Genomic DNA, 25,831 nt, shown 5'->3' with positions numbered 1-25,831 from the left:
GCCGGGGTATCAGCGCCCGCTGACGCGCGGGCTTTCGATGACGCTCGGCCCGTCGGGGAGCGCCCGCACGGTGAGTTGCGCAGGAATCTGCTCTTGCATGGCTTCGACGTGGCTGATGATGCCGACCGTCCGGCCGCCCTGGCGCAGTTCGTCGAGCGTGCGCATGGCGATCTCGAGGGTGTCGCCGTCGAGCGAACCGAACCCCTCGTCGATGAACAGGGTGTCGAGCTGGATGCCACCGGCGCGGGCGGTGACGACTTCGGCGAGACCGAGAGCAAGGGCGAGGGAGCTGAGGAAGGTCTCGCCGCCGGAGAGTGAGCGGGCGGGGCGGGTCTGGCCGGTGAAGGCGTCGAAGACGACGATGCCGAGCCCGGATGCGGCTCCGCGCGCGACGAGCGCGTCGGAGTGCCGCAGCTGGTAGCGACCGCTTGACATGTCGGCGAGGCGCAGGTTGGCGGCGGCGACGATCTCTTCGAGCTCGGCGGCGAGCACGAAGGTCTCGAGGTTCATCTTGTGCGTGTTGCCGGCACGGCCGGCGAGTGCGTCGGCGAGGGCACGGATGCTGTCGTACGCGGCGTGGTCTTCGGCGGATGCCTCCTGTTCGGCAGCGGCGCTGCGCACCGCGGCAGCGAGAGCGTCGCGCACGCTCTCGGCTCTGGTCGCGGCGTCGACGGCCGCGCGCCACGCACTCCGGGCGGTGCCCGCGACCTCGGTGCTGACGGCGAGGTCGATGGGTTCCTCGGGCAGGGTGCGCAGTTCGAGGTCGAGCAGGATCGCCCGTTCCTTCTCGCGTTGCACAGCGTGGGCGGTGACGCGGTCGTCGAGTGCGGCGACCTCGGCAGCAGGCAGGAGTGCCGCGGCGGCGGCGTCCGCAGTCTCGAACGGTGAGCCGTCGAGCGTGTCGTCGAGATCGGCCCGCGCCTCCTGCGCCGTGCGGATACGGCTGGCGTGCTCATCGATGGCGTCCGCTGCAGCGGTGGCCAGGGCGATGCGTTCCGTCGCCTCTCGGAGCCGATCGGCGACCGTCTGGTGTTCGCCCCTCGCGGCGGCGACCTGCTTGTCAGCGGACGCGACACTTGCCTCGACACGCGCGAGGTGTTCCCGTGAAGAGGCGACCTGGGCGATGGCGGCGTCAAGCCGGGCGGTGAGCTCTCGGTGCTGGCGCTCGCGTTCGGCGATGGCGCTGGCGGTGTCTGCGGCGCGGGCTTCGGCGGTCTGCGCGGCCGCGAGCTCGGCCTGCGCCTGGGCGATCGCGGCGGAGGCTTGGTCTGTGGTGAGCCCGCCGGCGCGGACGGTGGCGGCGGCGAGGTCGGCGTCGAGCCGTGCCTGCGCGGTGGAGGCGGCCTTCTCTCGTTCGGCGGCGAGATCGCGGGCCGCCTCGGCGGCGACGACGTCGTCGGCGGAGACCGGATCGACGTGCTCGGCCGGTGCGGGGTGCGCGGTGGAACCGCAGACCGCGCACGGTTCGCCATCGACGAGAGCGGTCGCCAACTCGCCGGCGAAGCCGTCCAGGCGGCGGCGACGCAGTCGCGCGAGGTCGGTCTGGGCCCGCTGGTGAGCGTCGGTGCGGTCGGCGAGCAACCGTGCGGCGGCGGCGAGCTCGGCAGTCAGGCGATCGACGTCTGCCGCGCCCTTCTCATGATCCTGCGCTGCCTCGAGGGTGCGGGCGAGGTCACCGATGCGGACCGCCGTCTGCAGGTCGGCGTCGCGCTCGGCGGTGAGCTTCTCGATCTCGGCGGGGATCGCGACGCGGTCCTTTTCGAGGTCGGCGACATGGGCGGTGGCCGTCGCGACCGCGGTCTGCGCGTCGGCGAGGTCGCGCTCGCGTTGGGGCGCGGACTTCTCGAGTGCGGCGGCGCTGTGCCAGGCGCCGCTCGCCTGGGTCTGTTCGGTGACCCAGGCACGGAGGCGGGTGGCCGAGGTGGACGGGGAGGCTTCGACAGGCTCAGCGACCCAAGACGACTCGGGGCCAGGAGGCGGGGACGCTTCGACAGGCTCAGCGACCCAAGAAGACTCGGGACCGGCGACCCAGGAGGGGGCGGGCTCCGCGCCCCACGGGAGGGCAGACCAGGCGGCGAGGGCGGCATCACGCGCCCGTGTCGCCGTGGTGACGGCGGCATCCGCTTTGGTCGCCGCGGTGATCACCGCTCGCACCGATTCAGCTGCCCGGGCGTCGTCCCGCCGCTGGACGGCGGCCGCGATCTCATCGGCAGCGGCATCGAGGGCGGCGAGCGCCGCACGGGCGCGATCCCGCTCCCCTTGCGCCTGGCGCATCTCGCGTGCGGTCGCGAGCGCGGCATCCGCCTCGGCCAACCTCTTCTCGGCGTCGTCGCGTTCGGCACCCAGACGTTCCTGACGATAATCCGCGCGCGCCGACGCGCGGGTGAGTGCGTCGATGCGCTCCGCGGTCGTCGCCTCATCGGCTGTGGGCGCCTCTCCCGCGAGGTCGGCATCGGCGACGAGCCGCTCGGCTTCGTCGAGCCGAGCGTCGATGCGCGCCAGACGTCCGCTGAGCGCCTCGTGCGCGGCACGGCGACGCTCGTCGAACCGCGCCTGGATGTCTTCGAAGCGTTCGGTGTCGAACAGCCGGCGCAGCAGCTTCTGTCGTTCCCGGCTGTCGGCGAGCAGGAAGTCGGCGAAGCGGTTCTGCGCCAGCAGGATAACCTGCAGGAACTGCTCTTGCGTGAGCTGCAGGATGTCGGCGAGCAGGTTCCCCACGTCGACAGCCCGCGCCCCGCGCCCCACCCAGCCGTTCTCGGTGAGCTCTTCGAGCATCGCGGAAGCGGCTTGTGTCGTCATGCCGCTGCCGCGCTTGGCCGGGCGCTCATACGCGGGCGACCGCGTCACGCGGAAGCGCCCCGCGGTCGTGCTGAACTCCACGGTCACCGCGGTGGCGTCATCGGGCTCGCTGTGGTCGCTGCGCAGCCGCTTATCGCCGGAGTCGTAGCGCGGCACGCCGCCGTAGAGCCCGAAGCAGACGGCATCCAGGATGCTCGACTTGCCCGCACCCGTGCGCCCGGCGATGAGGAAGATGCCGTCGTCGGCGAAACGGTCGAAGTCGACCTCCTGCCGGTCTCGGAACGGACCGAACCCCTCGACCGTGAGACGGTGCAGACGCATCAGACGAGCGCCTCGGCCCGGACACGGTCATCGAGCACCTCACGGATGAGTTCGCTCTCACGCTCGGTCGGTCCGTGACCTGCCCGCACGTGCACGAGGAACGCCTCGATCCGGTCGGTATCGGTCACGGCCGTACGGAGCCGCTGCGCGTAGGAGTGCTCGGCCGCGTCGGTACGCTCAGCCGGCGCGTGCTGCACCATGGCGCAGAACGGGAAGCGCTCGCGCAGGCGGCGCATCGGCTCGTGCTGCGGCACAGCGTCGGTGTAGACGGCGCACACCCAGCTCTCGGCGTACTGCGCCGCATCGGGGTGCGCGAGGATCTCGTCGAGCGTTCCGGTGAGGGTCACCAGCGGGCGCGGCACCGGCAGCGCGATCCACTCCGTGCTCACCAGGCCCTCGGCGTCGAGCTCGACCAACCACGAGCCGCGCTCCTTGTGCTGCTCGCCGAAGCTGTAGTGCAGCGGCGCACCCGAGTACCGCACCCGATCGCTGAGCTGCTGGCGCCCATGGATGTGCCCCAGCGCCACATAGTCGGGGCCGTCGAAAGTCGTCAGCGGCACGACATCGAGGCCGCCCTGACGTACCTCACGCTCGAGGCCGACCGTGGCGTCGACGCCGGCGGCGAAGCAGTGCGCCACCGCGACGGAGCGGCCAGGGTGCGCATCCATACCCGCACGCACCAGATCCATTGCGTGAGCCATCGTCTGCGCCTGCGTGCGCAGCGTGGGGCCGGCGCCGTCAGCATCCACCCAGTGCTGACGCACGATCGCCGGCTCGAGGTAGGGGATGCCGAAGAACTGCACGGGACCGTGCTCGTCGTGCACCGTGACCGGTGTGGCGATCGCGCGGGGATCGGTGAGCACGTGGATGCCGTCGCGCAGCAGCCGGGAATGGAATCCCAGGCGGGCAGCCGAGTCGTGGTTGCCGCTGGTGACGATGACCGTGGCGCCGGTCGCGTGCAGGGCCAGCAGGGCCTCGTCGAGCAGCGTGTAGGCCGAGGCGGCGGGTGTGGCCGAGTCGAAGACGTCACCGGCGACGATCACCACGTCGACCTCGTGCTCGCGCACCTGCGCCACCAACGCGTGCAGCACCTCGGCGAGCGCGTCGAGCGTGGAGTGCCCGTGGAACGTGCGGCCGATGTGCCAGTCGGAGGTGTGCAGGATTCGCATACCCTCACGCTACGGAGGGCCTCCGACATCGGCGCCGAGGCGTGCCGTGATCAGCGTCGACGCAGCAAGTGCGCGTGTTCGGGGTGGGCGTCAAACCAGTCGGCCACGTACCAGCACACCGCATCCACCTTGCGATCGCCGCGTGCGGCGAGATCGGCAACCGCACCCTCGACGATCTGGGCCGCATAGCCATGGCCGCGATAGGTCGGCACCGTGTACGCGCGGGTCATCGCGATGGTGCTGCCGTCATCGCGATAGTCGAGTGCGCTGACAAGGTTTCCGTCCCTCATCAGGGTGTACCGCGAGGCATCCTTCTCGTCGGTGATGACGAATCCACTGCTGTTCAACGACGTGGTCACGCTCCAAAGTTACGTCAGATGACGACGTCCGCACCTGACACGTTTTGACATAGGGCGACACGGTCGGACATAATCCCCCCATGACCACCAACGCAAGCCCCTTGTCCGCCCAGGAGGCGAACGGGACTACCGGGATGATGATGCCCGGTCGCGTTGGCATGTGTTGCCGAATGTGTTGCTAAGGCGCAACCGAACCCTCTGACCGGATATTCCACGATCTGTGGCATCCGTGTCCTGAGCACCGCACCCGTGTGCTCCCCCTTTCCGGCTCCGCCCGGTCTTTCGTGCAACGCGTTCAGAGCCTCAGGCTCGCCTCCCCGCAAGGACCCATCATCATGTCGAACTCCGCACTCCTCGAGCGTCCCGTCGCCGCCGCCACCCGCACCGTTCCGGTCCGGCCCATCGCCGACCCGACCGCTGCCGACCTGCCCTCCGTCCGCTCGCCGCGCGGCTTCGCCCTCTACGTCGGCCTCGACGAGATCAAGGCGGCCGCTGCCGGTGTGAGCCTGCCGCTGCTGGTCGACGCGCTGCGTCGCACGCTGGCCGAGCTGGCCCCCGGCGCTGAGACCCACGCCACCGTCGCCCTCGCCCCGCACGGCTCCGGTGGCCGCGACCTCGACGTCGTGCGCCTCGCCCTGCAGGAGCCCGGCGCGATCGCCCGCTCCAAGGCGGCTACGGAAGAGACCGACAGCGACGAGGAGTCTGGCGTCGTCGTCGACATCTCTCGCAAGCGTGTGCTGCTCGACGGCGAGTCCGCCGCCTTCACCTACAAGGAGTTCGAGCTGCTGCAGTATCTCGTGCTGCGCGAGGGCCGCACGATCGAGCGCTCCGAGCTGGTGGGCGCCCTGTGGCAGGCATCCGACGACGAGGCTCCGGGTGAGCGCACGATCGACGTGCACGTGCGTCGTCTGCGCGCCAAGCTCGGCCGCCACGAAGACATCGTGCGCACCGTGCGCGGCGTCGGCTACCGCTTCGACCGGCACGCAGACGTCGTCATCCGCTACGGCGTCGGCACCCCCTCGCCCGACCGCTTCTGACGCTCGCTCCTTCTCGCTCCTTCTCGCTCCTCGCCTCTGCTTCGCCGAGACCCCGTCTTCGCGTCGACACCCCGTGCTGCGGGCGTCGATAGCGCGGGGTGTGGGCGACAGCCCGGGGTGTCGGCGAAGGAGGGGAGCTCTGTCAGACCCTGCACGTAGGGTGAGCGCATGACCTTGACGGATGCCGCACCCCCTGGTGCGCCGGCGCGCGAGAGCGTGTATCGCCCGCAGCATCCGCTCGACCTGCACGCGACGGTGGGCATACTGCGCCGCGGCGGCACCGATCCGACGATGGTGATCGATGCCGGCCGCATCTGGATCGCGCTGCGGACGGATGCCGGCATCGCCACGCTCTGCCTACGACCCTCTACCGACGGCGTACACATCACCGCCTGGGGGCCCGGCGCCGCCGAGGCCACCGACCAGGTGCCCCGGCTGTGCGGCGCCGACGACGACGCGAGCGGATTCGACGTGTCGCAGCATCCGGCGCTCGCCGAGGTCGCTCGCCGCAATCCCGGCATCCGGCTCGCCCGCACCGACCGCGTCTTCGACGCCCTCGCGTCATCGATCCTCGAGCAGAAGGTCACCGCGATGCAGGCGTTCGGCGCCTGGCGCTACCTTGTCATCCGGTACGGCGAGCGGGCACCGGGGCCGACCCCCCGACCGATGTTCGTCGCCCCGACTGCCGCGCAGTGGCACCGCATCCCGTCCTGGGCGTGGCACCGCGCCGGGGTGCAGCCGCCGCAGTCACGCACGCTCGTACGCGCCGCCGAGCGGGCGCCCTCGATCGCGCGAGCACTCGCGCGCAGCACCGACGGCGCAGGCCGCGACCGGGTGCTCACCAGCCTCCCCGGAATCGGACTCTGGACCTCAGCCGAGACCCGCATTCGCGCCCTCGGCGACCCGGATGCCGTCAGCGTCGGCGACTTCCACCTCGCGCACGAGGTCGGCTTCGCCCTCACCGGCAGCCGCACCGACGACGACGGGATGCTGGAACTCCTCGCCCCGTGGGCCGGTCACCGGCAGCGGATCATCCGCCTCATCTTCGCGTCGGGTGCGCGCGAGCCACGGCGCGGCGCGCGCTTGGCGCCCGAAGACCACCGCGACCGCTGATCGCCTAGGGTGGGGCCATGCCTTTCCCTCAGCAGCGCCGCCGTCATCGCCTGATCTGGCTGGTCTCGTCGATCGGGTTGTACATCGTCGGCGCCATCGTCGGTGCGGCGCTGCAGAATGTGTGGCTGGGTCTGCTGCTCGCGACCATCGTGTCGCTGGTGTGGTTGATCGCGGTCGAGTCGCGCAAGGGCGGCAATGTGGGACTCGACGACCCCGACCGCGGCGTCGAACTCTGACCGCGCCGCTCACGCACGACGCTCAGTAATAGACGGCCAGCGGCCCGGAGGGCCCGTCGACCACCTGCACCTCGGTGTCGAAGACGCGGGTGAGCACGGCATCCGTCATGATCTCGGCGGGCGCACCGAACTCGACCACCTGACCGTCCTTCATCGCGCAGATGCGGTCGGCGTAGCGGGCGGCGAAGTTGATGTCATGCAGCACGATAACGATCGTGCGCCCGAGCTCGGCGGCCGCGCGGTGCAGGTGCTTCATCATCTGCACCGCGTGCTTCATATCGAGGTTGTTCAGCGGTTCATCCAGCAGCACCACCTCGGTGTCCTGCGCGAGCACCATCGCCACATACGCCCGCTGGCGCTGCCCGCCGGAGAGCTCATCGAGGTAACGGCCCTCTAGGGCGGTGAGGTCGAGGAATTCGATCGCGCGGGTGATGATCTGCTCGTCGGTGCGGTTGAGCCGCCCCTTCGAGTACGGGAAGCGCCCGAATCCGACCAGCTGGCGCACGGTCAGCCGGGTGATGAAGTGGTTCTCCTGTCGCAGGATCGAGACGATCTTCGCCAGGTCCGCCGATTTGGTCGACGACACGTCGTAGCCGGCGATCTCGATGCTGCCGGCATCCATCCCCATGAGCCGGCCGATCATCGTCAGCAGCGTGGATTTGCCCGCGCCGTTCGGTCCGATCAGGGCGGTCATGCCGCCCTCGGGGATGACGAGATCGACCGGGCCGATCGCGACCTCGTCGGTGTAGTCCCGGCGTACGCCGGAGATGGTGATCACAGTCGCCCCTTTCGAAGGATGACGATGAGAAAGACGACGCCGCCGACGAACTCGATGAGGATCGAGACGACGCCCTGCGCCGAGAAGATATGGCGCATCACGAAGTACGCGCCGGTGAGGATCGTGAACGCGGTCAGCACGGCGACGGGGAACACGAGGCGATGGTCGTACGTGTCGGCGAACTGGTACGCGAGGGTCGCGACGAGGAAACCGAGGAACGTCATCGGCCCGACGAGCGCGGTGGAGGTCGCCATCAGTACGGCGACGAGGAACAGCGTGATGAGCAGTTCCCGGCGGTGGTTCACGCCCAGCGAGTTCGCGGTGTCGGCGCCGAGCGCCATGACGTTCAGCCGCCGCGAACGCATCCACAGCAACGCCGCCGCGGCCGCGCACAGCGGGATCGCGAGAGGCAGGTAGCCGGCATCGGCATTGGAGACGTTGCCGAACAACCGCGCGGCGAGTACATCGAACTCACTCGGAGTGAGCAGGCGCTGCATGAACGTGGCGATCGCGCCGAGTCCCCCACCGATGATGATGCCCACCAGCAGCATGATCTGGAGGTTCGCGTAGCGTCCGGTCAGCAGCCAGCCGTACAGCAGCATGGCAAGGGCCACCATGATGACGATCTGCAGCCCGAACTGCCACAGCCCTTGGATGGCGATGAGGCCGGTCACCCCGAACAGGTACACCGATCCGGTCTGCACCACGCGGTACAGCGACTCGAAGCCCATGATCGAGGGGGTGATGATGCGGTTGTTCGTGACGGTCTGGAACGCGACGGTCGCCACCGCCTGCGCCACGGCGACCACCGCGATCACGGTGACATTGGTGACCCGCAGCTGGGCGATGCGCCAGAAGCCGTCCGATCCGACGGGCATCGGGTTGTCCCAGGCCAGCAGGCCGAAGGCGAACACGATAGAGAGCACGATGAGGATGCTGATCACGATGACGTAGCGTCGACGCGCCCGCGGGGTCGGCAACGCGCCGGCGTGACGCACGGCGGCATCCGGCATCCGGGTCTGCACCGCCTCAGCCACGGCGACGCTGCCTGAGCAGGAGCAGGATGAACACCACGGCGCCGACGATGCCGAGGATGAGGGAGACGGGCACCTCGAACGGCATGATGATGGTGCGCCCGATGATGTCGCAGACCGTGACGATCGCGATGCCGAGCAGGCAGACCCAGGGCAGGTTGCTGCGCAGATCGTCGCCGCGCACCATCGAGACGATGTTCGGCACGATGAGTCCGAGGAACGGCAGGTTGCCGACGACGACGGTGACAACACCCGTGACGACTGCGATCAGCGCGGTGCCGAGCAGGATCACTCGGTTGTAGTTCACGCCCACGTTGGTCGCGATCTCTTCACCGAGGCCGGCGACGGTCAGGCGGTCGGCGACGATGAAGATGAGGATGCCGACGATCGCGACGATCCACAGCAGCTCGTACTGGCCGCGCAGCACCGAGGTGAAGCTGCCGGCGAACCAGATGCCCAGGCTCTGCAGGCTGTCGGTGGCCAGGGCGATGTACGTCGACACCGAGCCGACCACGGCACCGAGCATGATGCCCACGATCGGCACGATGAGCGAGGAGCGCAGCGAGACGCGACGCAGAAAGAGGAAGAAGATCATCGTTCCGATGAACGCGGCGATGATGGCGCCCAGCATCCGGGCGGGGATCGGCGCCTGCGGAGCGAGGAGCATCACGGCGAGCAGGCCGAGCCCGGCCCATTCGGTGGTGCCGGTGGTGGTGGGTTCGACGAAGCGGTTCTGGGTGAGCAGCTGCATCACCAAGCCCGCCATGGCCATGGCGGCGCCGGCGAGCATGAGGGCGATCGTGCGGGGCACCCGGGTGATCTGGAACATCTCGGCGCCGTCGGGAGCGCCGGTGATGTCGTACACCCCGATGAAGAGCGAGGCGATGAGCAGGGCGGCGACGACGAGGATGCCGAGAAGGAGCTTGACGTCGAAGAGCCGCCCGGCGCGGCGGCGGGGCGGCGAGGTGGTCAGCGCGGAGGTCATGGCGATGGTGCGGACCGTGCGGCGACGGCATCCGATGGGGTCGGATGCCGTCGCCACCGGCTTTTACTTCGCTGCTGCCTCGAGCGCGTCGGCGAAGTCGTTGAAGAAGGTCGTGTACGTCTGGATGCCCTCGTTCAGGTACGTGTCGGTGGGCATGTAGACGATCTGGTCGTCCTTGACGGCGGTGACAGATGCCAGCGCCTCGGAGTTCTCGAGGACCTCGGCGGCCTGCACGTAGTCGGGGGTCTCGGCGGCGAAGACCGCGTCGCGGTCCATCACGACGATCCAGTCCGGGTTCGACTCGGCGATCGCCTCGACGGAGATGTCGTCGCCCTGGTGGTCGTCGGTGGCCTCGGGTACCTCGAGGGCCGGGGTGAGGCCGATGATGTCGAACACCGGGCCGAGCGTGCGGCCCACGGTCGGGGCGATGTAGCCGATCTCGCCGCCGGAGGTCGTGACGGCCATGACCGACTCGGCGTCGTCGTAGGCCTTCTGGGCGCGCTCGATGGCGGCCTCGAAGTCGTCGACGAGCTTCTGGGCTTCGTCCTGCTTGCCGAAGATCTCACCGAGCACGGTGGTCTGACGGATGAGCTCGGCGTCGAGAGCCTCGCCCTCGCGCGGGTCGAGCTCGAGCACCGTGGCGTCGGGCACGAGGCTCGTGAAGTCGTCGTGGTACTGGGCGAAGCGCTGACCGTTGATGATGAGGTCCGGCTGCACGGCGACGACGGCCTCGAGGTCGGGCTCGTTGTGGGTGCCGAGGTCGACGATCGTGTCGTCCTTCGTGTAGGGGTTGCCCTCGTCCATGAGCGAGACGGCAGCGGCGCTGAGTTCGATGCCCCAGTCGCTGAGGGTCTGGAAGGTGCGGTTGTCGGTGGCGACGACGGATGCCGGCGGAGTCGCGATCTCCTGCGTGCCGTTGTTGTCCTCGACCGTGACGGTGCTCGCCGCGGGCGTCGTCTTCTCGGGTTCGGCCGCGGCCTGGCCACTGCAACCGGCGAGCGAGAGGATGCCGACGAGGCCGAGCGCGGTGCCGCCGAGGATTCTGGGCATGGACATGGAGAGACTCCTGTTCTGCAAGGGAAGGATGCGCGAAAGCGCTGGTCGCTGCGTGGTTAGGATGCCCTAACCTGACCTCCAATGTAGGTTAGCCTTACTTTCATGGCAAACGCGAATCCGGGATTCATGATCGAACGCCGCGGGCTGGACCTGCGCTTCCGCACTGTCACGTTGGAGAGCCGGGAATGGCTCGCGCCGAACTACGTGAAGGTGCGGCTGCGCGGCGCGGAGCTCGAGGGTTTCGACTCCCCTGGGTCGGACGACCACATGCGGCTGTTCTTCCCCGACGGTCCCGTCTCGTCGGTTGACGAGCTGCGCTCGTACCCCAACCGCGAGTACACGCCGCTGTCGTGGGGCGGCGACTGGCTCGAGGTCGAGTTCGCGGTGCACGGCGACGAGGGTGTGGCCGCGCCGTGGGCGGCATCCGCTCCCCTCGGTTCAACGATCGGTGTCGGCGGCCCGCGCGGCGCGGGGGTGATCATCGGCCGGCCCGGGTCATGGTTGCTCGTCGGGGACGAGACCGCGATCCCGGCGATCCGCCGGTTCGCCGCGCTGATCCCCGAGGGGGTTCCGGCGCGGATCGTCATCGAGGTGGCATCCGAAGCCGACCGGGTCGAGATCGAGGCGCCGGTCGAGATCGAATGGTTGCATCGGGGTTCGGATGCCCCCGCTTCGCACCTCATCGCCTTCGTCGATGGGTTGGATGCTGCGGATACCGTCGGCGACGACCCGTTCTGCTTCATCGCCGCCGAGCAGCAGATCGTCAAGCCGGGCCGTGCGCTCCTGCAGCGCTGGGGCGTGGATGTCGCGAAGGCCGTGGTGAAGGGCTACTGGAAGCGCGGCGAGGCGGAATACCACGCCCCGCACTGAGCCTTTGGGTCCCTGAGCCTGTCGAAGGGCCCTGAGCCTGTCGAAGGGCCCTGAGCCTGTCAGACTGAGCCCGTGCCTCTCCTCGACCACCTCGGCCTCTCGGTGCTCGACGCCGCCCGCGGCAAGGAACAGTTCCACCCCGTGCTCACGGCTCTCGGCTACACCCTCGGCGCCGAGGCGCCACACGGAATCTCGTGGGACAAACACGGCGAGACCGAGTTGATCATGTTCGAGATCCGCGACGAGGCGGATGCCATCCCGCACCGCCACGGCGAGGCCGGTTGGCAGCACCTCGCGTTCGCGCTGGACTCCCGAGCCGAGGTCGATCGGCTGTACGCGCTCGCGAGGGATGCCGGCTGGACGGCGGTGCGCGAGCCCAAGTTGTATCCGCGCTTCAACGAGAACTACTACGCCGCCTTCGTCGAGGAGGACAGCGGCATCCGGCTGGAGTTCGTGCACAATCCCCCGCGCGAGGCGGAGTGACGGCACCCGCAGACGTCTACGACGCGCTCCCCGCGGAGCCGTCGGGCACGGCCGTGCTGCTGCTGGCCGGGTCGAGCGGGCGCCTCGAGCAGGGCCGCGCCGATCTGCTGGCGGCGCACGGCGCGCGGGTGCGGGCGATGCGCTGGTTCGGTGGGCTAGGCCAGCGTCCCGCACCGCACGAGGTGCCGCTCGAGCTGTTCCTCGCAGAGATGGACCGGTTGCGCGGCGACAGCGACCGCGTCGCCCTATTCGGCACTTCCTTCGGCGCCGAGGCGGTGCTGACGGTCGCATCCGTCGCCGAGGTCGACGCGACGATCGCGGTCGCCCCGAGCTCGGTCGTGTGGGCCGGCGAGACAGGCGGTGACTGGTCGTCGCACTGGACTCTCGACGGCATCCCGCTGCCGTTCGTGCCGTTCGAGCCGAGCTGGCGGCCATCCACCGACCCGCCCGAGTACCGGTCGCTGTACCTGCAGAGCCTGCGGCGCGACCCGGTGGTGACGGATGCCGGGCGCATCCCGGTCGAGCGGATCGGCGGCGAGGTGCTCCTCGTCGTCGGCGGCGACGACCGCGTGTGGCCGAGCGACGCGTTCGCCGAGCAGATCGTGCAGGCGCGGCAGGCGGCAGAGCTAGCGACGACCGTGGTGTCGCATCCGGATGCCGGTCATCGGATGCTCCTGCCCGGCGAGACGGCCATGCCCGGCGGCATCCGCATGGCGCGCGGCGGCGGCGCGACGGCCGACGCCGCGCTCGGCGCCCTCGCCTGGCCGGAGATCGTGCGGATGCTGCACCTGCGCTGAAACGGCGATCGCCCTTGTGCGGCGCGCCGGGACGGGACGACAATTTCCCTGCCACGGCGGATGCTGCGGCATCCACTTCCCGAAGGAGTCGCCGTGCCCATCCTCAACCCGTACCTGTCCTTCCGCGACACCGCCCGCCAGGCGCTCGAGTTCTACCACGGCGTGCTCGGTGGCTCGCTCGAGATCGACACGTTCGGCTCGTACCCCGACATGGGCTTCGAACCCGGCGAGGGCGATCTGGTGATGCACGGCCAGCTCACCACCGACGACGGCCTGACCCTGATGGCCTCAGACACGCCGAGCTCGATGGACTATCAGCCGGCACAGGGCATCTCGGTGTCGCTCAGCGGCAACGAGTCCGATCGCCTGCATGCGGTCTGGGATGGCCTGAGCGAGGGCGGCATGGCCATCATGCCGCTGGCCCCGGCTCCGTGGGGCGGCGAGTTCGGCATGCTCGTCGACCGATTCGGCATCACCTGGATGGTCAACGTCAACGGCGAGTGAGGCGCTCAGCCGCCACGCGGTGAGCAGAAACGCCTCTCCGCACGCGGATTCCGCAGCGTTTCTGCTCACCGCGTGACCGGCGGAAGCGCCCGCACCGGTTCGGGGGCGGCGGACGGTCCGGGAACCCCTGCTTCGGGTGCGCCCGCCGAGACCCCGTGCTGTCGCCGAGACCCCGTGCTCCGGGCGCCCACAGCACGGGGTGTCGACGGGTACCCGGGGTCTCGGCGAAGAGTGATGAGCGGGAGGGCGACGCAAGAGAGGGGATGCGACGGGCGGTGCATGTCACGCCCGCGGGCGCACCGCCCGGCAGGCCAGATGCAACGCGAGCCGCGCCTCGGGGTCGGTCATGTCGATGCCGAGGAGTTCCTGCACGCGGCGGATGCGGACGGCGATGGTGTTGCGGTGAAGCCCCAGCGCTTCGGCGGTCGCGGCGATGCCCGACTCGTGGTCGAGGTAGGCCGACAGGGTCGTGAGCAGCTCGCCGCCGCCGTCCTGCAGCGGGGCGAGCAGCGACTCCGCCGCCGGCACGAAGGTGTCATTGCCCGTCCAGGCCAGCAGCAGCTGCTCGAGCCCCAGGCTGTCCACGCGCACGAACCACCCGGTGGCCGAGCGCGCGGCCGCGATGCGCGCCGCGTCTCCGGCCTCGTCGAGCGTCGCGACCAGTCCCTCCGGACCGCTCTGGACGGACCCCACGCCGGTCGCGATCGCGAAGGCGCGCAGGGCGTTCGTGTGCAGGTCGCGCAACGCGGCGACCACCCGCTCGCCCTGTTCGGGTGAGGGGGCGACCGCGAACGACACCCACCCGCTCACCCCGCGGCCCGCCGTCGTCGCGTGCGCGTCGGCACCGACCATGCCGAGTCCGGCGCTCACCGTGCGCAGCAGTGAGAAGGGATCCAACCGGCCGCGGGCGACCATCCGGAAGCCGACGTGATGGCCCGACGAACGCCAGCCGCGCTCGGCCATGCGCCGCTCGACATCGGCATCCGCCACCCCGCGCACATCGAGAAAGTCGCGCAGCAGCGCCGACGAGACGGTCACCTCGTTGACGGCTGCGACCTCGTCGATGAGGATCCGCGCGGCGACCGCCGGCATCGCCACCTCTGCCGCGACCGACAGGGCCTGCAGTTGCGTCTCGCCGAGACCGCCACCGAACAGCACAAGCCGCAGCCCGCTGCGACCAGGGCTGTCCACCCGCACGGATGCCGCCGCGGCGTCGCCTGCGCGGGCATGGTCGATCCACGAGTCGAACCCGATCGCCGAGCGCAAGTCGGCGCTGAGCCGGCCACCGGCCTCGTGCAGCACCGATGTGGCGTCGATCAGCGCCACGCCCCAACCCAGATTCGCGGCGATGTGACGCAGCAGGTCGGGAAGATCATCGGCGGTGTACTCGAACGACTGCGCGACCTTGCGCACCTGACTCAGCGCGAGCGCGTCGCGCGCCTCGATCAGCATCCAGCACGCCCGCGAGAGTTGGATGGGCCGCAGCACGTCGAGCAGGGTCAACCCGATGCGGTCGGCCAGGCGGAACGCCCCGCGGTCGAGAGCAGCCGCCCCGGTCAGCGCCAGTCCGGTGTAGCCGCGGTCGCGCACACGACGCAGCATGGCGTCTTGCTGCCAGGTCGAGCGCGGAGCGGGACCGGTGAGGATCGCCAGTCGGTCAGCACCCTGCGCCGCCAGATCAGCCTCGTCGGATTCGATGACGACCTCGTCCCACGAGGCATCCGCCGGGCCCGCGACGTGCCGCAACCCGCCGTTGTCGGGTTCGGCGAGCAGCGCCCTCAGCGGCAGGCGGGCGCTCACGCGGCATCCTCTTCGCTCGGCGCGACATCCAGACCATCCAGGCCGTAGGCCGACGGCAGCACCCTCGCCCGCCGTTCGGCGCTGCGGTTCCACCAGGCGGGCGCCGGAATGGCCAGCACCGCGACGTTCTGCGCGGCGACGAGGTCGGCAGCCTCGAGCACCTCGCGCGAGATCGCATCGATCACGACCAGCACGGTGGGGGCCGACGCCACGAGCCGGCCGTCGCTGAGCAGCGCCAGCGTCTCGGATCGCATGACGAGGCGATGCACCGTGCCGTCCACGTCGCTGATCTCCGCGGTGCTCACATGCGGATCGGCCGGGTGCGTGGTGATCTGGGCGATCCGCCCCTCGGCGAGCAGCACGGCGTCCAGCGCGGCGGCCAGCTCCGGCAGCGGTGCGGATGCGGCGCGCAGAAACGCCCGGCCCAGGGCGAGCGCGTGCGCCAGGTGCCCACCGATGGCGTGCTCGCGCAGGTCGCCCACGGTGAAGCCGGCGAGCACGGCGCATCCGACTCCCCCGGCCTGCACGATCGCGGAGCGCACCACATGCTCGGCGTCGATACCGCGCGCCGCCTGCACGAGGGCGACGCCGCCGGCACCGGTCTCGCACGCGAAGACGAGATCGGGCACCTGATCGACGAACAGCGACATCTGGTCGAGGCCGGGCACGGCGCGTCCGGTGCAGTCCGCGTCCACGATGGTGTGCGTGCCAGCGAGGGTGAGCGGTACGAGACCGTTCATGCCTCCGCCTTCGAGCGAGCAGACGGCGGGCACCGGATGCCCGATCCAGCGCTCGACGGCCTCGAGCAGCGGACCGAACGGGTCGAGCCCCGGCATCCGCTCGCCGAGCAGCATCGTGGAGCCGACGAAGGCGACGCCCAGGCATGGGGTGTCGTCGGGGAGCGCGTCGATCGCGGTCACCTCGATCGGCCATCCGTCGTCGGCGGCGAGCATCAGCTCGAGCATGGTGGTCGATCCACCGCCACCCGACCCCAGCAGCGCGTATCCGCGGGCGAGCGCCGTCACGTCGTCGCGCTCGAGTCTCATGCGCTTCAGCCTAGGACGCGGCGGGCTACGACGCGGCGAGCACCTCGACAGGGACGAACTGCTCGTCGAGTCCGAAGGCCACCGGACCGAACGTCGCCAGCGCCTCAGGCGTGCGCATCATCTCGGGCGTGGAGATGCCCAGCACCCGCACCCGCTGTCCGTAGCGGAGTCCCTCGGTGGTAATCGGCTCGGCGGTCTCGTGATCGACGACGCAGATGAGGTCGGGCACGATCGCCACCAGTCGGCCATCGCGGTGTGCGGTGAGGTTCTCGTTCTGGAAGGCGATCTCCAGCGTCGCGCCGGATCCGTCGAGCCCCGCGATCGTGGCCCGGCCCTTGGCGAATCCATCCGTGGTGCGCCGCTCCACATCGACGACCTTGCCGACGAACAACTCCCGCAGGTGCGGGTAGAGGGTGGTGGCGAGCGTGTCGGCGATGGCCGTGAACGGCGAACGGTGCTCCTCGCGAGCCAACCGGATGGCGCGACCGAGTGCCAGCGCCATCGAGATGGTGCGGGGAACCGCGGTGCGGCGCACGTCGGCACCGCTCATGGCGTACTCGGCGATGTGCCCGACACCACCCAGGCGGATCGTGATGCCGCGCGCGAGCCACTCCATCTGCCGGTCGTCGTCACCGGTGTCGATGATGACCTGCTCGCCGCGCTCACCGGCCAGCGCCAGGGGCGACCCGTGCACGCCGTAGACGGCGAACGTCTCCATCGACAGCTCCGGGAATGCCCGCCCCATGCCATCGGCGTCGACCACGGGCAGGCCGGATTCCGCGGCCACGATGAGCGGGATCATCGAGTTGATGCCCCCGCACTCGATCGGCATCGTGGCGTCGGCGGAACGCCCGAGGTGTTCCTCAAGGGTGCGCAGGGCGAGCGAGGGCTCGGTACCGGCCGGGATCTTCTCGACCATCACCGTGGGGGCACCCATCTGCGCGGTCGGGATGACGAACAGGTCGTCGCGGATCTCGACGGGGTCGAGGATCGTGATCTCGCGATCGCCGAGCACCCGCTCGACCAGCATCTTGCCGATGTAGGGGTCGCCCCCGCCGCCGGTGCCGAGCAGGGTGGCGCCGCGCGCCAGATCGGGCAGGTCGGCGGCGGTGAGCTGCCAGCTCACCGGGCCACCGCCGCCGATGCCTCCGAGACCGTGCCGTCGTACCGGTACGCGGGCATGTCGTATCCGAAGTAACCGGGGCCGACCATGGCCAGCGCCTCCTCGGAGTGCCAGCGCTCATCGGCGGGGCCCGCGATCACGCGGACCCGCTGCCCGTAGCGCAGCGCCTCGGTGGTGATCGGCTCGCCGGATTCGGCATCCAGCACCATGATCAGATCCGGCGTGGTGGCCAGCACTTCGCCATCGGACTCGGCGACGAGGTGCTCGTTCTGGAAGCCCAGCGTGAGCGCCGCCCCGCCGTCGCCCTCGATCCGCGCACTGCCGCGCGCGAAGCCGGTCGTCGTGGCGCGCTGCACATCCACGACCTTGCCGCCGAACAGTTCACGACCACCCAGCAGTTCGACGGCAGCCGACACCGGGTCGGTCTTCGCGTCGCGCGCCTCGGTGATGCTCTGCCCGATGCGCACGCAGCGCGACAGCGAGCCCGACACGAGCGACTCGCGCGCCTGAGCGCCCGACATCGAGAAGCCGGCCATCATCACCGAGCAGCCCATCTCGACGAGAGCGACCCGGGCGATGCGCTCGGTCCACGAGTTGTCGATCGTGTTCAGCACGCCCGTGTTGCCCTTCTCGTCGGCGTACGCGAACGGCGATGCGGTGATGCCGTAGAGGGTGGGCAGCACCATCTGCAGCTCAGGGAACGCCCGACCCATGCCATCGGCATCCAACACCGGCAAACCGAGGGCGGCCGCCGCGACGACAGGGATGGTGGAGTTCACGCCCCCGACCTCGGCACACGCGATGTGCGTGACGGGGCGGCCGAGCTGCACACCGAGAGCGTGCACGGGCGCGATGACCTCGTCGAGGCTCGGCAGCTTCTCGACCATCACGGTCGGCGCGCCCATCATCGCCACGAACAGCACCAGCGCGTCATCGGGAACCTCGTCGAGGCCGACGACGGTGACTTCGCCGTCACCGAGTGCCTGGCGCGCGAGCAGCGATCCGATGTACGGGTCGCCACCTCCGCCGGTGCCCAGCACGGCGGCACCGCGGGCGAGACCCTCAATGTCAGAGGCAGTGATCGTCCAGCTCATCTCAGGCCCCCATGTCGAGGTCGCCGACGGCCTTCGCGCGGATGCGCGTGGCGTTGCCGGGCAGGTACGGGATCGGTACTTCGTCGAAGTCGATGATCGACACCGTCGACGGCTTCGCGCCGGCGGCGATGGCCTTGTCCACCGCCTCGGCACGCACCTCGGCGATCGTCTCGTCGCGCTGCCCGGGGGCGATCGCGTAGACCTTGTCGATCTCGCCGCCGACCTGGGCGATCGAGGCGCCGATGGCGTTGGCCACCGCATAGTTCTCGGGGCGGTGCACGGTGCCGAACAGCGGCAGCTCTTCGGGGAGCAGGATCGACCCGCCGCCGACGGCGACGACGGCGATCGGCTCAGGCGAGGTGCGCATGCGGTCGACGGCCTCGGAGACGCGCTCGGCGATGCGGTCGAGCACGCGGGCGACGAAGGCAGGGTCGAGGTGGGCCACCTTCGAGGCGTCACCGACGTCGGCGCGACCGGCGGCCACCGCGATGTCGGTCGCGGTGAGCGTGGATCCGCCGAAGACGAGAGCCTCGGTGGTGAGGCGGTACCCGACGGATGCCGGACCGACCTCGGCCGTCTCCTCATCGACGATGCTGCCGCCACCGATGCCGAGCGAGAGCACATCGGGCATCCGGAAGTTCGTGCGGATGCCGGCGACCTTGACCTCGTTCGCCGTCTCGCGCGGGAAGCCGCCGATGAGCAGGCCGATGTCAGCCGTGGTGCCGCCGACATCGATCACGGCGCAGTCGGTCAGGCCGCTGGTCGCGGCCGCACCGCGCATCGAGTTCGTCGGCCCCGAGGCGAAGGTGGCCACCGGGTAACGACGCACGTACTCGTCATCCATCAGCGTGCCGTCGTTCTGGCTGAGGAAGATCGGCGCCTCGATGCCCTGCGCACGCACGGCGGCGGTCAGGCCGTCGACGATCTCGGAGGCGAGCTCGCGCAGCGCCGCGTTGATGATCGTCGCGTTCTCACGCTCCAGCAGACCGATCCGGCCGATCTCGTGCGAGAGCGAGATCGCGACATCCGGCCCGAGCACGTCGCCGACGATCTCGGCGGCCTGGGTCTCGAGGTCGTGGTTGACAGGGCTGAACACCGACGAGATGGCGACCGAGCGGATGCCGTTGGCCTTCATGTCTTCGGCGGCGGCGCGCAGCTCGTCCGGGTCGATCGGCGAGATCGGACGGCCGTCGAACTCGTAGCCACCGTGCGCGAGGTAGCTGCGCGCCTTCGTCGCCTCGACGAGCACCTCGGGCCAGTCGATCAGCGGCGGCAGAGCGCGGGTGGCGGGCAGCCCGAGGCGCAGCGCGGCGGTCGGAGCGAGGCGGTTGGCCTGCACGAGCGCGTTGATGAAGTGGGTCGTGCCGATCATCACGGCGTCGATCTCCGACCCCTCGAACGGATGCCGCGCCCGGAGGTCCTCGATGGCCTGGACGATGCCGTCCGTGACGTCGGGGGTGGTGGAGTGCTTGACCCCGGCGAGGGTGCGGGTGCCGTCCATGAGGACGGCGTCGGTGTTGGTTCCGCCGACATCGATTCCGATGTGCATGGTTCTCGTTCCTGTCGTGGAGGTCGGGAGCTGGATCAGATCACGGCTGCAGAGTCGGCCGGGTCGGCCTGCCGGGTCGTGGCCTTGCCGACACCCCGCACCCAGCCGAGCTTGCCGGCGACGATGTACAGCGCCATCGAGAGGAACAGGCTCAGCAGCGACGGGATACCCCAGGTGACGAAGTAGCCCACGAGCGAGGAGACGGCCCAGATGATGAGCGTCGCGGGGACGATGCGCGGGGCGGTCGCGGGCAGCACACCGGCGTCGCGGGTGGCGTCGAGCTGGCCGCGCCAGTGGCGCACGATGTAGTACTCGGCGACCATGATGCCGGCGATCGGCGGGAAGGCCACCGAGAGCACGATGAGGAACTGGGTGAACTGGCCGAGGATGCCGACCGCGGCGAGGATCGAGCCGACGACGCCGAGCACGATCGTGGTGCTCACCCGGTGCAGGTTCTTGCCGAACGCGGTGGAGATGAAGTTCACCAGGCCCAGCGTCGAGGGGTACAGGTTCCAGTCGTTGATCTTCAGCGTGCCGGTGAGCACGATGAACAGGCCGATGAACCCTACCGACGAGGTGACGATGGCGACGATGTTGCCGCTGGCGGCGGCGTGGGCAAGGAGCACACCGGCCAGGCCGATGACGAACTCGCCGAGCGACACGCCGACGACGGTCTGCTTGATGACGTCGGCGCGGGAGCGGTTGAAGCGGGTCATGTCGCCGGTGATGATCGCGCCGACGATGAGGCCGCCGGCGACGATGCCGGTGCCCACCCAGACGCTCATGGTCGGGCCGGGGGCGGGGCCGGTGAGCAGTTCGCCGATGTCGTGGCGGGTGAGCTCGGTGATGACCGACCAGCCGACGAGGATGAGGAACAGCGGCACGGTGACGTTGGCCAGCCACTGCATGCCGACGAAGCCGAAGGCGACGATGCCGGTGACGATGAGGCCGAAGATGAGGCTCCAGGCCCACACCGGCAGGGCGCCGGGCATGAGGGCGTCGAGCGACTCGGCCGAGATCGCGGACTGGATGCCGAACCAGCCGATCAGACTGATGCCGATCGCGAGGCCGCCGAGCGAGGCTCCGATCTCGCCGAAGCCGGTCCAGCGGGCGAGCAGCGAGGTGTTCAGGCCCTCACGCTGACCGATGAAGCCGACCACGCACATGATCACTTCGAGGATGATCGAGCCGAACAGGAAGGCGAGGAAGGCCTCGCCGAAAGTCATGCTGTAGCCGAGGGTCGCGCCGAGGAGGAACTGCGAGAGGGCGGAGACCTGCCCGAATCGCTGCACGGCGATTCCGAACCAGGGCTTGCGCGCCTCGGGAGTGACTCGGGAGAGCGCGAAATCGTCTGCGTGCGCCATGCGTGCCATGTTGTTCCTTCGAGAGGAGGGGGACGGGTTGTGGCCACAGTAGCCACGCCCCGCGGCGCATGACATATGCAATCCGCATGAGATGGGCGCCTCATTGTGCAGAACGCACATTCATCCCGCATTCGCGCATCCGCGCATCCGCGCATCCACGCATCCACACCCTGCGCCCCCGCCACACTTCCGCCGAGACCCCGCCCTATCGCCGAGACCCCTGCCTATCGACGCCCACAGCGTGGGGTGTCGACGAAAGACAGGGGTCTCGGCGAAGGGTGACGCGGGTCACGCGGGGGCGCGGGGTGACGCGGAGCGCGACAACGCAGGGGTCAGTGCAGGGCGTTCTCCTCGATGAACGCGCGCAGTGCGGCCTCGTCGTCTGCCATCTCGACGACCCGCTGCGGGGCATCCAGCATCTGCTGCAGCTCATCGGAGTACGCGACCTCGACGCCGACCGCCTCCTGGATCGTCTCGGCGAACTTCTCGGGCTTGGCCGTCTCGAGCACGAGCATGGGCACGCCATCCTCGACGTACTCGCGGGCCACCTTCACGCCGTCGGCCGTGTGCGGGTCGATGAGCTCCCCGGTCGCCTCGTATACCGCGCGGATCGTCGCGAGCCGGTCGGCGTGGGTCGACGTGCCGCTGACGATGCCGAACTCGCTCTCGAAGCGCGGCTGCTCGGCGGAGAAGTCAAAGTACCCCTGCGCGTCGAGGTCAGCCCAGGCGCCTACGACGCCCACCGGGTCGCGGTCGACGAGGTCGAAGATGAAACGCTCGAGGTTCGACGCCTTCGAGATGTCCATCGACGGGCTCGAGGTCGCGAGGGTCTGCGCGGCCGAGCGCGGACGGTAGACACCCGTGCGGAAGAACTCATCGAGCACGTTGTTCTCGTTGGCGGCGAGCACGAGGCGACGGATCGGCAGCCCCATGCCCTTGGCGAAGTATCCGGACAGGATGTTGCCGAAGTTGCCGGAGGGCACCGTGAACGACACCGCCTGCGGTCCGGTGGTGTCGGTGGCGCGCAGCCACGCCCAGAAGTAGTACACCGTCTGCGCGGTGATGCGCGCGAGGTTGATGGAGTTGACGGCGCCGAGGTGCTGGGTGCGCTTGAAGTCGAGGTCGCCTGCGAGCTGCTTCACGAGGTTCTGGCAGTCGTCGAACACGCCCTCGACGGCGATGTTGTGCACGTTGGCATCCTGCAGCGAGAACATCTGCGCGCGCTGGAACCGGCTCATCCGCCCCTGGGGCGACAGCATGAACACCGAGACGCGATCCTTGCCGCGCAGGGCGTGCTCGGCGGCCGAACCGGTGTCGCCCGAGGTAGCGCCGAGGATGTTCAGCACCGACCCCTTCTTCTCGAGCGTGTACTCGAGCACCTGTCCCAGGAACTGCATGGCCATGTCCTTGAACGCCAGCGTGGGGCCCTCCGAGAGTCCGACGAGGGTGAGCCCGCCGTCGATCTCACGCAGCGGCACGACCGCCCCGGGGAAGTCGGCGTAGGCGGCATCCGTCATGCGCGCGAGATCTTCGCGGGGGATGTCGGTGGCGAACAGGCCGAGCACCTCGGCCGCGAGCTGCGGGTAGGTCAGTGCACGCCAACGCTCCAGCGTCTCGGCGTCGACCTGGGGCAGCTGCTCCGGCACGGCCAGGCCACCGTCGGGCGCGAGTCCCTCGAGCAGGGTCTCGCTGAACGGCTGCGGCTGCATGCCGCCGCGGGTGGAGATGTACTGCACGGGTGCTCCTCGGTTCGATCCGACGCGGGGATTCCATTCTCGCAGGCCGCCGCCTGCACATCCCCCCGATGACATCCCCCACCGCCCTCCCTCCCCCCCGCGTCCCACTTTTCGCAGACCGTGTCCCACTTTCTGCTGTCAACCACCGGTTTTGACAGCAGAAAGTGGGACATGGTTCGGCCGGGGGTGGGGCGGGAAGGGTGGATGCATGGCCCGAGGCATCCGCATGATTAAATACCCCTGGGGGTATTTTCCACCGACCCCAGAGGAGTACGGAATGTGTAGAGCAGTCGCCTGCAAGGAGTGCGGCAAGACGACGTGGGCCGGATGCGGGCAGCACGTGGACAGCGTGATGCGGGGCGTCGCTCCGAAGGATCGCTGCCAGGGCCACGAGCGCACCGCCCGCCCTGGTCTGTTCGGCCGACTGTTCGGGAAGGCCTGACGACCATGCGCGTGCTCATCATCGGTGGCGTCGCCGGCGGCATGTCCGCCGCCACGCGACTGCGGCGCCTCGACGAGACCGCCGAGATCGTCGTCTTCGAGCGCGGCCCCTATGTCAGCTTCGCGAACTGCGGCCTGCCGTACCACGTGGGCGGGGTGATCGCCGAGCGCGACGCCCTGCTGCTGCAGACCCCGGAGTCGCTGCGCTCGCGCTTCGCGCTCGATGTGCGCATCGGCACCGAGGTCACCACCATCGACCGCGCCGCGCAGACCGTCACGGTCCGAGAAGTAGCGACCGGTGAGACGACGACCGAGAACTACGACCGGCTGATCCTCGCGATGGGGGCCGACGACCGCTCGCGGCTCTCCCCCGCGCCCGAGGGGCCGGTCGTCTCGACCCTGCGCACCGTCGACGACGTCGACCGGATCGTCGCCGCCCTGCCGGCGGGCACGACAGATGCCCGCGCCGTCGTCGCCGGGGGTGGATTCATCGGGCTCGAGGCCGTCGAGAACCTCGTGCACCGCGGGCTGCAGGTCACGCTCGTGCAGCACGGCGCGCATCCGCTCAGCGGCCTGGATATCGAGATGGCCGCTCCCCTGCTCGACACCCTGCGCGCGCATGGTGTGCACGTGCGTACCGGCGCGACGGTCGCCGAGGTGGATGCCACGGGCGTCACCCTCGCCGACGGCACCCACATCGCCTGCGATCTCGTCATCGACGCCCGCGGCGTGACACCAGCGACCGGGCTCGCCCGCGACGCCGGACTCCAGATCGGGCCGGCCGGCGGCATCCGTGTCGACAAACACCAGCGCACGAGCGACCCGCACATCTTCGCCGTGGGCGACGGGGTGGAGAAGACGGATGCCGTCACCGGCGAGCCGGTGCTGGTCACCATGGCCGGCCTCGCGAACCGCCACGGCCGGCACATCGCCGACGTGATCGCGTCCGAACGCACGGGCGTCGATCCCGACGCGATACCCCCTGCCCTCGGCACCGGAATCATCCAGGTGTTCGAGACGACAGCGGCGATGACCGGGTGGAGCGAGCAACGCCTGCGTGCCGCCGGACTGCCGCACCGGGTCATCCACACGCACCCCTCACACCATGCGACCTACTACCCGGGGGCGGAGCGGATGTCGATGAAGCTGATGGTCGATCCCGAGAGCGATCGGATCCTCGGCGCACAGATCGTCGGCGGCCGCGGGGTCGACAAGCGCATCGATGTGATCGCCACGGCGATGCACGCGGGCATCACGGCGTCGGGACTGAGCCGGCTCGAGCTCGCCTACGCACCTCAGTTCGCCTCGGCCAAGGATCCCGTGAACCTCATCGGCTACGCGGCCGACAATCTGGTGACCGGGCTGACCGCGGGCATCCAGTGGCACGAGCTCGACGCCGCGCTGAGCGATGGGGCGACGCTGATCGACGTGCGCTCCGCCGAAGAGTATGCCGGCGGCGGCATCCCCGGCAGCGTCAACGTGCCGCTTGACGAACTGCGCGACCGACTCGGGGATCTTCCCACCGGAGAGCTGATCGTGCACTGCCAGGTCGGCCAGCGCGGGCACACCTCGGCGCGACTGCTGGCGCAGGCCGGCCGCGCGGTGCGCAATCTCGACGGCGGATATCTCACGTGGCGCGACGGCGCCCGGATGAGCGGACAGGAGCAGCGATGAGCGAGAAGAAGCGCCCCGATGAGGCCGAGCTGCGTAAGGTCGTCAACCGCCTCAAGCGCGCCCGCGGTCAGCTCACCGCCGTGATCGACGCGATGGAGACGGATGCCGACTGCCGTGACGTCATCATCCAGCTCGCCGCCGTCGGCAAGGCCATCGACCGGGCCGGTTTCGCCGTGATCAGCTCGGCGCTGCAGACCTGCCTCGCCGGCGACGACGCCGATGCCGGCGACGACCGCCCCACCGTCGCCGAACTGGAGAAGCTGTTCCTCACCCTGGCCTGAGACGACCGCCCCTCCCGGCGCCGCCTCCCCGCCCGGCATCCTTGTCCCACTTTCCGCAGAGCATGTCCCACTTTCCGCAGACCTTGTCCCAAAATCTGCTGTATATGGGCCGCTTTAACAGCAGAAAGTGGGACATGGTCGGGGGTGGGGGTACATAGTCGGGGGCGGGGTGGGACGAGCTG

24 protein-coding genes are annotated in these 25,831 nt (G+C 69.8%); 10 read left to right on the top strand and 14 right to left on the bottom strand.

The window, feature by feature from the left end; genetic code table 11:
• Nucleotides 1-9: 9 nt before the first annotated feature.
• Genes WDU93_RS10660 through WDU93_RS10650 form a run of 3 tightly spaced genes read right to left on the bottom strand, consistent with a single transcriptional unit; the run spans nucleotide 10 to nucleotide 4,648 of the window.
• Nucleotides 10-3,120, bottom strand: coding sequence for an AAA family ATPase (locus WDU93_RS10660; protein ID WP_337320411.1), 3,111 nt, complete (start codon nucleotides 3,118-3,120; stop codon nucleotides 10-12).
• Nucleotides 3,120-4,289: an exonuclease SbcCD subunit D gene (locus WDU93_RS10655; protein WP_337320410.1), complete on the bottom strand. Its 1,170-nt coding sequence runs from the start codon at nucleotides 4,287-4,289 to the stop codon at nucleotides 3,120-3,122. The genes WDU93_RS10660 and WDU93_RS10655 overlap by 1 nt, the downstream gene beginning before the upstream one ends.
• Nucleotides 4,290-4,339: 50 nt before the next feature.
• Nucleotides 4,340-4,648, bottom strand: coding sequence for a GNAT family N-acetyltransferase (locus WDU93_RS10650; RefSeq protein ID WP_337320408.1), 309 nt, complete (start codon nucleotides 4,646-4,648; stop codon nucleotides 4,340-4,342).
• 335 nt (nucleotides 4,649-4,983) lie between these two features.
• On the opposite strand from WDU93_RS10650, the gene WDU93_RS10645 reads away from it, so the two are divergent.
• The 3 genes from WDU93_RS10645 to WDU93_RS10635 all read left to right on the top strand — a co-directional run bounded on the left by WDU93_RS10645 (nucleotide 4,984) and on the right by WDU93_RS10635 (nucleotide 7,034).
• On the top strand, nucleotides 4,984-5,685 hold the full coding sequence (locus tag WDU93_RS10645; RefSeq protein ID WP_337320406.1) for a winged helix-turn-helix domain-containing protein: 702 nt from the start codon (nucleotides 4,984-4,986) through the stop codon (nucleotides 5,683-5,685).
• A gap of 168 nt (nucleotides 5,686-5,853) precedes the next feature.
• Nucleotides 5,854-6,798: a DNA-3-methyladenine glycosylase family protein gene (locus WDU93_RS10640; protein ID WP_337320405.1), complete on the top strand. Its 945-nt coding sequence runs from the start codon at nucleotides 5,854-5,856 to the stop codon at nucleotides 6,796-6,798.
• A gap of 17 nt (nucleotides 6,799-6,815) precedes the next feature.
• A complete protein-coding gene (locus tag WDU93_RS10635) occupies nucleotides 6,816-7,034 on the top strand; it encodes a hypothetical protein (RefSeq protein ID WP_337320403.1) in 219 nt (72 codons plus the stop codon).
• 22 nt (nucleotides 7,035-7,056) lie between these two features.
• On the opposite strand, the gene WDU93_RS10630 is transcribed toward WDU93_RS10635, so the two are convergent.
• The 4 genes from WDU93_RS10630 to WDU93_RS10615 all read right to left on the bottom strand — a co-directional run bounded on the left by WDU93_RS10630 (nucleotide 7,057) and on the right by WDU93_RS10615 (nucleotide 10,887).
• A complete protein-coding gene (locus tag WDU93_RS10630; protein WP_337320401.1) occupies nucleotides 7,057-7,812 on the bottom strand; it encodes an iron ABC transporter ATP-binding protein in 756 nt (251 codons plus the stop codon).
• A complete protein-coding gene (locus WDU93_RS10625; protein ID WP_337320465.1) occupies nucleotides 7,809-8,825 on the bottom strand; it encodes an iron chelate uptake ABC transporter family permease subunit in 1,017 nt (338 codons plus the stop codon). Before WDU93_RS10625 ends, WDU93_RS10630 begins: the two co-directional genes overlap by 4 nt.
• 16 nt (nucleotides 8,826-8,841) lie before the next feature.
• Entirely contained in the window at nucleotides 8,842-9,831 is a 990-nt protein-coding gene (locus WDU93_RS10620; RefSeq protein ID WP_337320462.1) for an ABC transporter permease, read from the bottom strand.
• A 63-nt stretch (nucleotides 9,832-9,894) separates the two neighbouring features.
• Nucleotides 9,895-10,887 (bottom strand): siderophore ABC transporter substrate-binding protein, encoded by a 993-nt coding sequence (locus WDU93_RS10615; RefSeq protein ID WP_337320399.1) that lies wholly within the window; start codon nucleotides 10,885-10,887, stop codon nucleotides 9,895-9,897.
• A 102-nt stretch (nucleotides 10,888-10,989) separates the two neighbouring features.
• Between WDU93_RS10615 and WDU93_RS10610 the strand changes: the two genes are divergently transcribed.
• From WDU93_RS10610 to WDU93_RS10595, 4 genes are all read left to right on the top strand, one after another.
• The gene (locus tag WDU93_RS10610; RefSeq protein WP_337320397.1) at nucleotides 10,990-11,757 is read left to right on the top strand and encodes a siderophore-interacting protein; all 768 of its coding nucleotides are present in this window, start codon (nucleotides 10,990-10,992) and stop codon (nucleotides 11,755-11,757) included.
• 72 nt (nucleotides 11,758-11,829) lie between these two features.
• A complete protein-coding gene (locus WDU93_RS10605; protein ID WP_337320395.1) occupies nucleotides 11,830-12,240 on the top strand; it encodes a VOC family protein in 411 nt (136 codons plus the stop codon).
• Nucleotides 12,237-13,037 (top strand): alpha/beta fold hydrolase, encoded by an 801-nt coding sequence (locus WDU93_RS10600; RefSeq protein ID WP_337320393.1) that lies wholly within the window; start codon nucleotides 12,237-12,239, stop codon nucleotides 13,035-13,037. Before WDU93_RS10605 ends, WDU93_RS10600 begins: the two co-directional genes overlap by 4 nt.
• Nucleotides 13,038-13,130: 93 nt before the next feature.
• Nucleotides 13,131-13,541, top strand: a complete 411-nt coding sequence (locus tag WDU93_RS10595; RefSeq protein ID WP_337320391.1) for a VOC family protein — start codon at nucleotides 13,131-13,133, stop codon at nucleotides 13,539-13,541.
• A gap of 282 nt (nucleotides 13,542-13,823) precedes the next feature.
• On the opposite strand, the gene WDU93_RS10590 is transcribed toward WDU93_RS10595, so the two are convergent.
• The 7 genes from WDU93_RS10590 to thrC all read right to left on the bottom strand — a co-directional run bounded on the left by WDU93_RS10590 (nucleotide 13,824) and on the right by thrC (nucleotide 23,253).
• Entirely contained in the window at nucleotides 13,824-15,341 is a 1,518-nt protein-coding gene (locus WDU93_RS10590; RefSeq protein ID WP_337320390.1) for a PucR family transcriptional regulator, read from the bottom strand.
• Nucleotides 15,338-16,387, bottom strand: a complete 1,050-nt coding sequence (locus WDU93_RS10585; protein WP_337320388.1) for an S-methyl thiohydantoin desulfurase domain-containing protein — start codon at nucleotides 16,385-16,387, stop codon at nucleotides 15,338-15,340. Before WDU93_RS10585 ends, WDU93_RS10590 begins: the two co-directional genes overlap by 4 nt.
• 25 nt (nucleotides 16,388-16,412) lie before the next feature.
• On the bottom strand, nucleotides 16,413-17,513 hold the full coding sequence (locus WDU93_RS10580) for a DUF917 domain-containing protein (RefSeq protein ID WP_337320386.1): 1,101 nt from the start codon (nucleotides 17,511-17,513) through the stop codon (nucleotides 16,413-16,415).
• Nucleotides 17,510-18,604 (bottom strand): DUF917 domain-containing protein, encoded by a 1,095-nt coding sequence (locus WDU93_RS10575; RefSeq protein WP_337320384.1) that lies wholly within the window; start codon nucleotides 18,602-18,604, stop codon nucleotides 17,510-17,512. Before WDU93_RS10575 ends, WDU93_RS10580 begins: the two co-directional genes overlap by 4 nt.
• 1 nt (nucleotide 18,605) lies before the next feature.
• Nucleotides 18,606-20,153 (bottom strand): hydantoinase/oxoprolinase family protein, encoded by a 1,548-nt coding sequence (locus WDU93_RS10570; protein ID WP_337320382.1) that lies wholly within the window; start codon nucleotides 20,151-20,153, stop codon nucleotides 18,606-18,608.
• A 35-nt stretch (nucleotides 20,154-20,188) separates the two neighbouring features.
• A complete protein-coding gene (locus tag WDU93_RS10565; protein ID WP_337320380.1) occupies nucleotides 20,189-21,526 on the bottom strand; it encodes a purine-cytosine permease family protein in 1,338 nt (445 codons plus the stop codon).
• Between the two features lie 323 nt (nucleotides 21,527-21,849).
• Complete coding sequence (gene thrC / locus WDU93_RS10560) at nucleotides 21,850-23,253, bottom strand: threonine synthase (protein ID WP_337320379.1); 1,404 nt, start codon at nucleotides 23,251-23,253, stop codon at nucleotides 21,850-21,852.
• A 277-nt stretch (nucleotides 23,254-23,530) separates the two neighbouring features.
• Between thrC and WDU93_RS10555 the strand changes: the two genes are divergently transcribed.
• From WDU93_RS10555 to WDU93_RS10545, 3 genes are read left to right on the top strand one after another with little or no spacing between them, the layout of a single operon-like run.
• Nucleotides 23,531-23,695 (top strand): hypothetical protein, encoded by a 165-nt coding sequence (locus WDU93_RS10555; RefSeq protein WP_337320378.1) that lies wholly within the window; start codon nucleotides 23,531-23,533, stop codon nucleotides 23,693-23,695.
• Nucleotides 23,696-23,700: 5 nt separating this feature from the next.
• A complete protein-coding gene (locus WDU93_RS10550) occupies nucleotides 23,701-25,368 on the top strand; it encodes an FAD-dependent oxidoreductase (protein ID WP_337320376.1) in 1,668 nt (555 codons plus the stop codon).
• On the top strand, nucleotides 25,365-25,649 hold the full coding sequence (locus WDU93_RS10545; RefSeq protein ID WP_337320374.1) for a metal-sensitive transcriptional regulator: 285 nt from the start codon (nucleotides 25,365-25,367) through the stop codon (nucleotides 25,647-25,649). The genes WDU93_RS10550 and WDU93_RS10545 overlap by 4 nt, the downstream gene beginning before the upstream one ends.
• Nucleotides 25,650-25,831: the final 182 nt, after the last annotated feature.

Origin of the sequence: Microbacterium istanbulense (assembly GCF_037204145.1) — a bacterium.
Taxonomy (GTDB): Bacteria; Actinomycetota; Actinomycetes; order Actinomycetales; family Microbacteriaceae; genus Microbacterium; species Microbacterium istanbulense.
The sequence above is the reverse complement of the archived record's forward strand: the minus strand, read 5'-3'. Positions and strand labels throughout refer to the sequence as shown.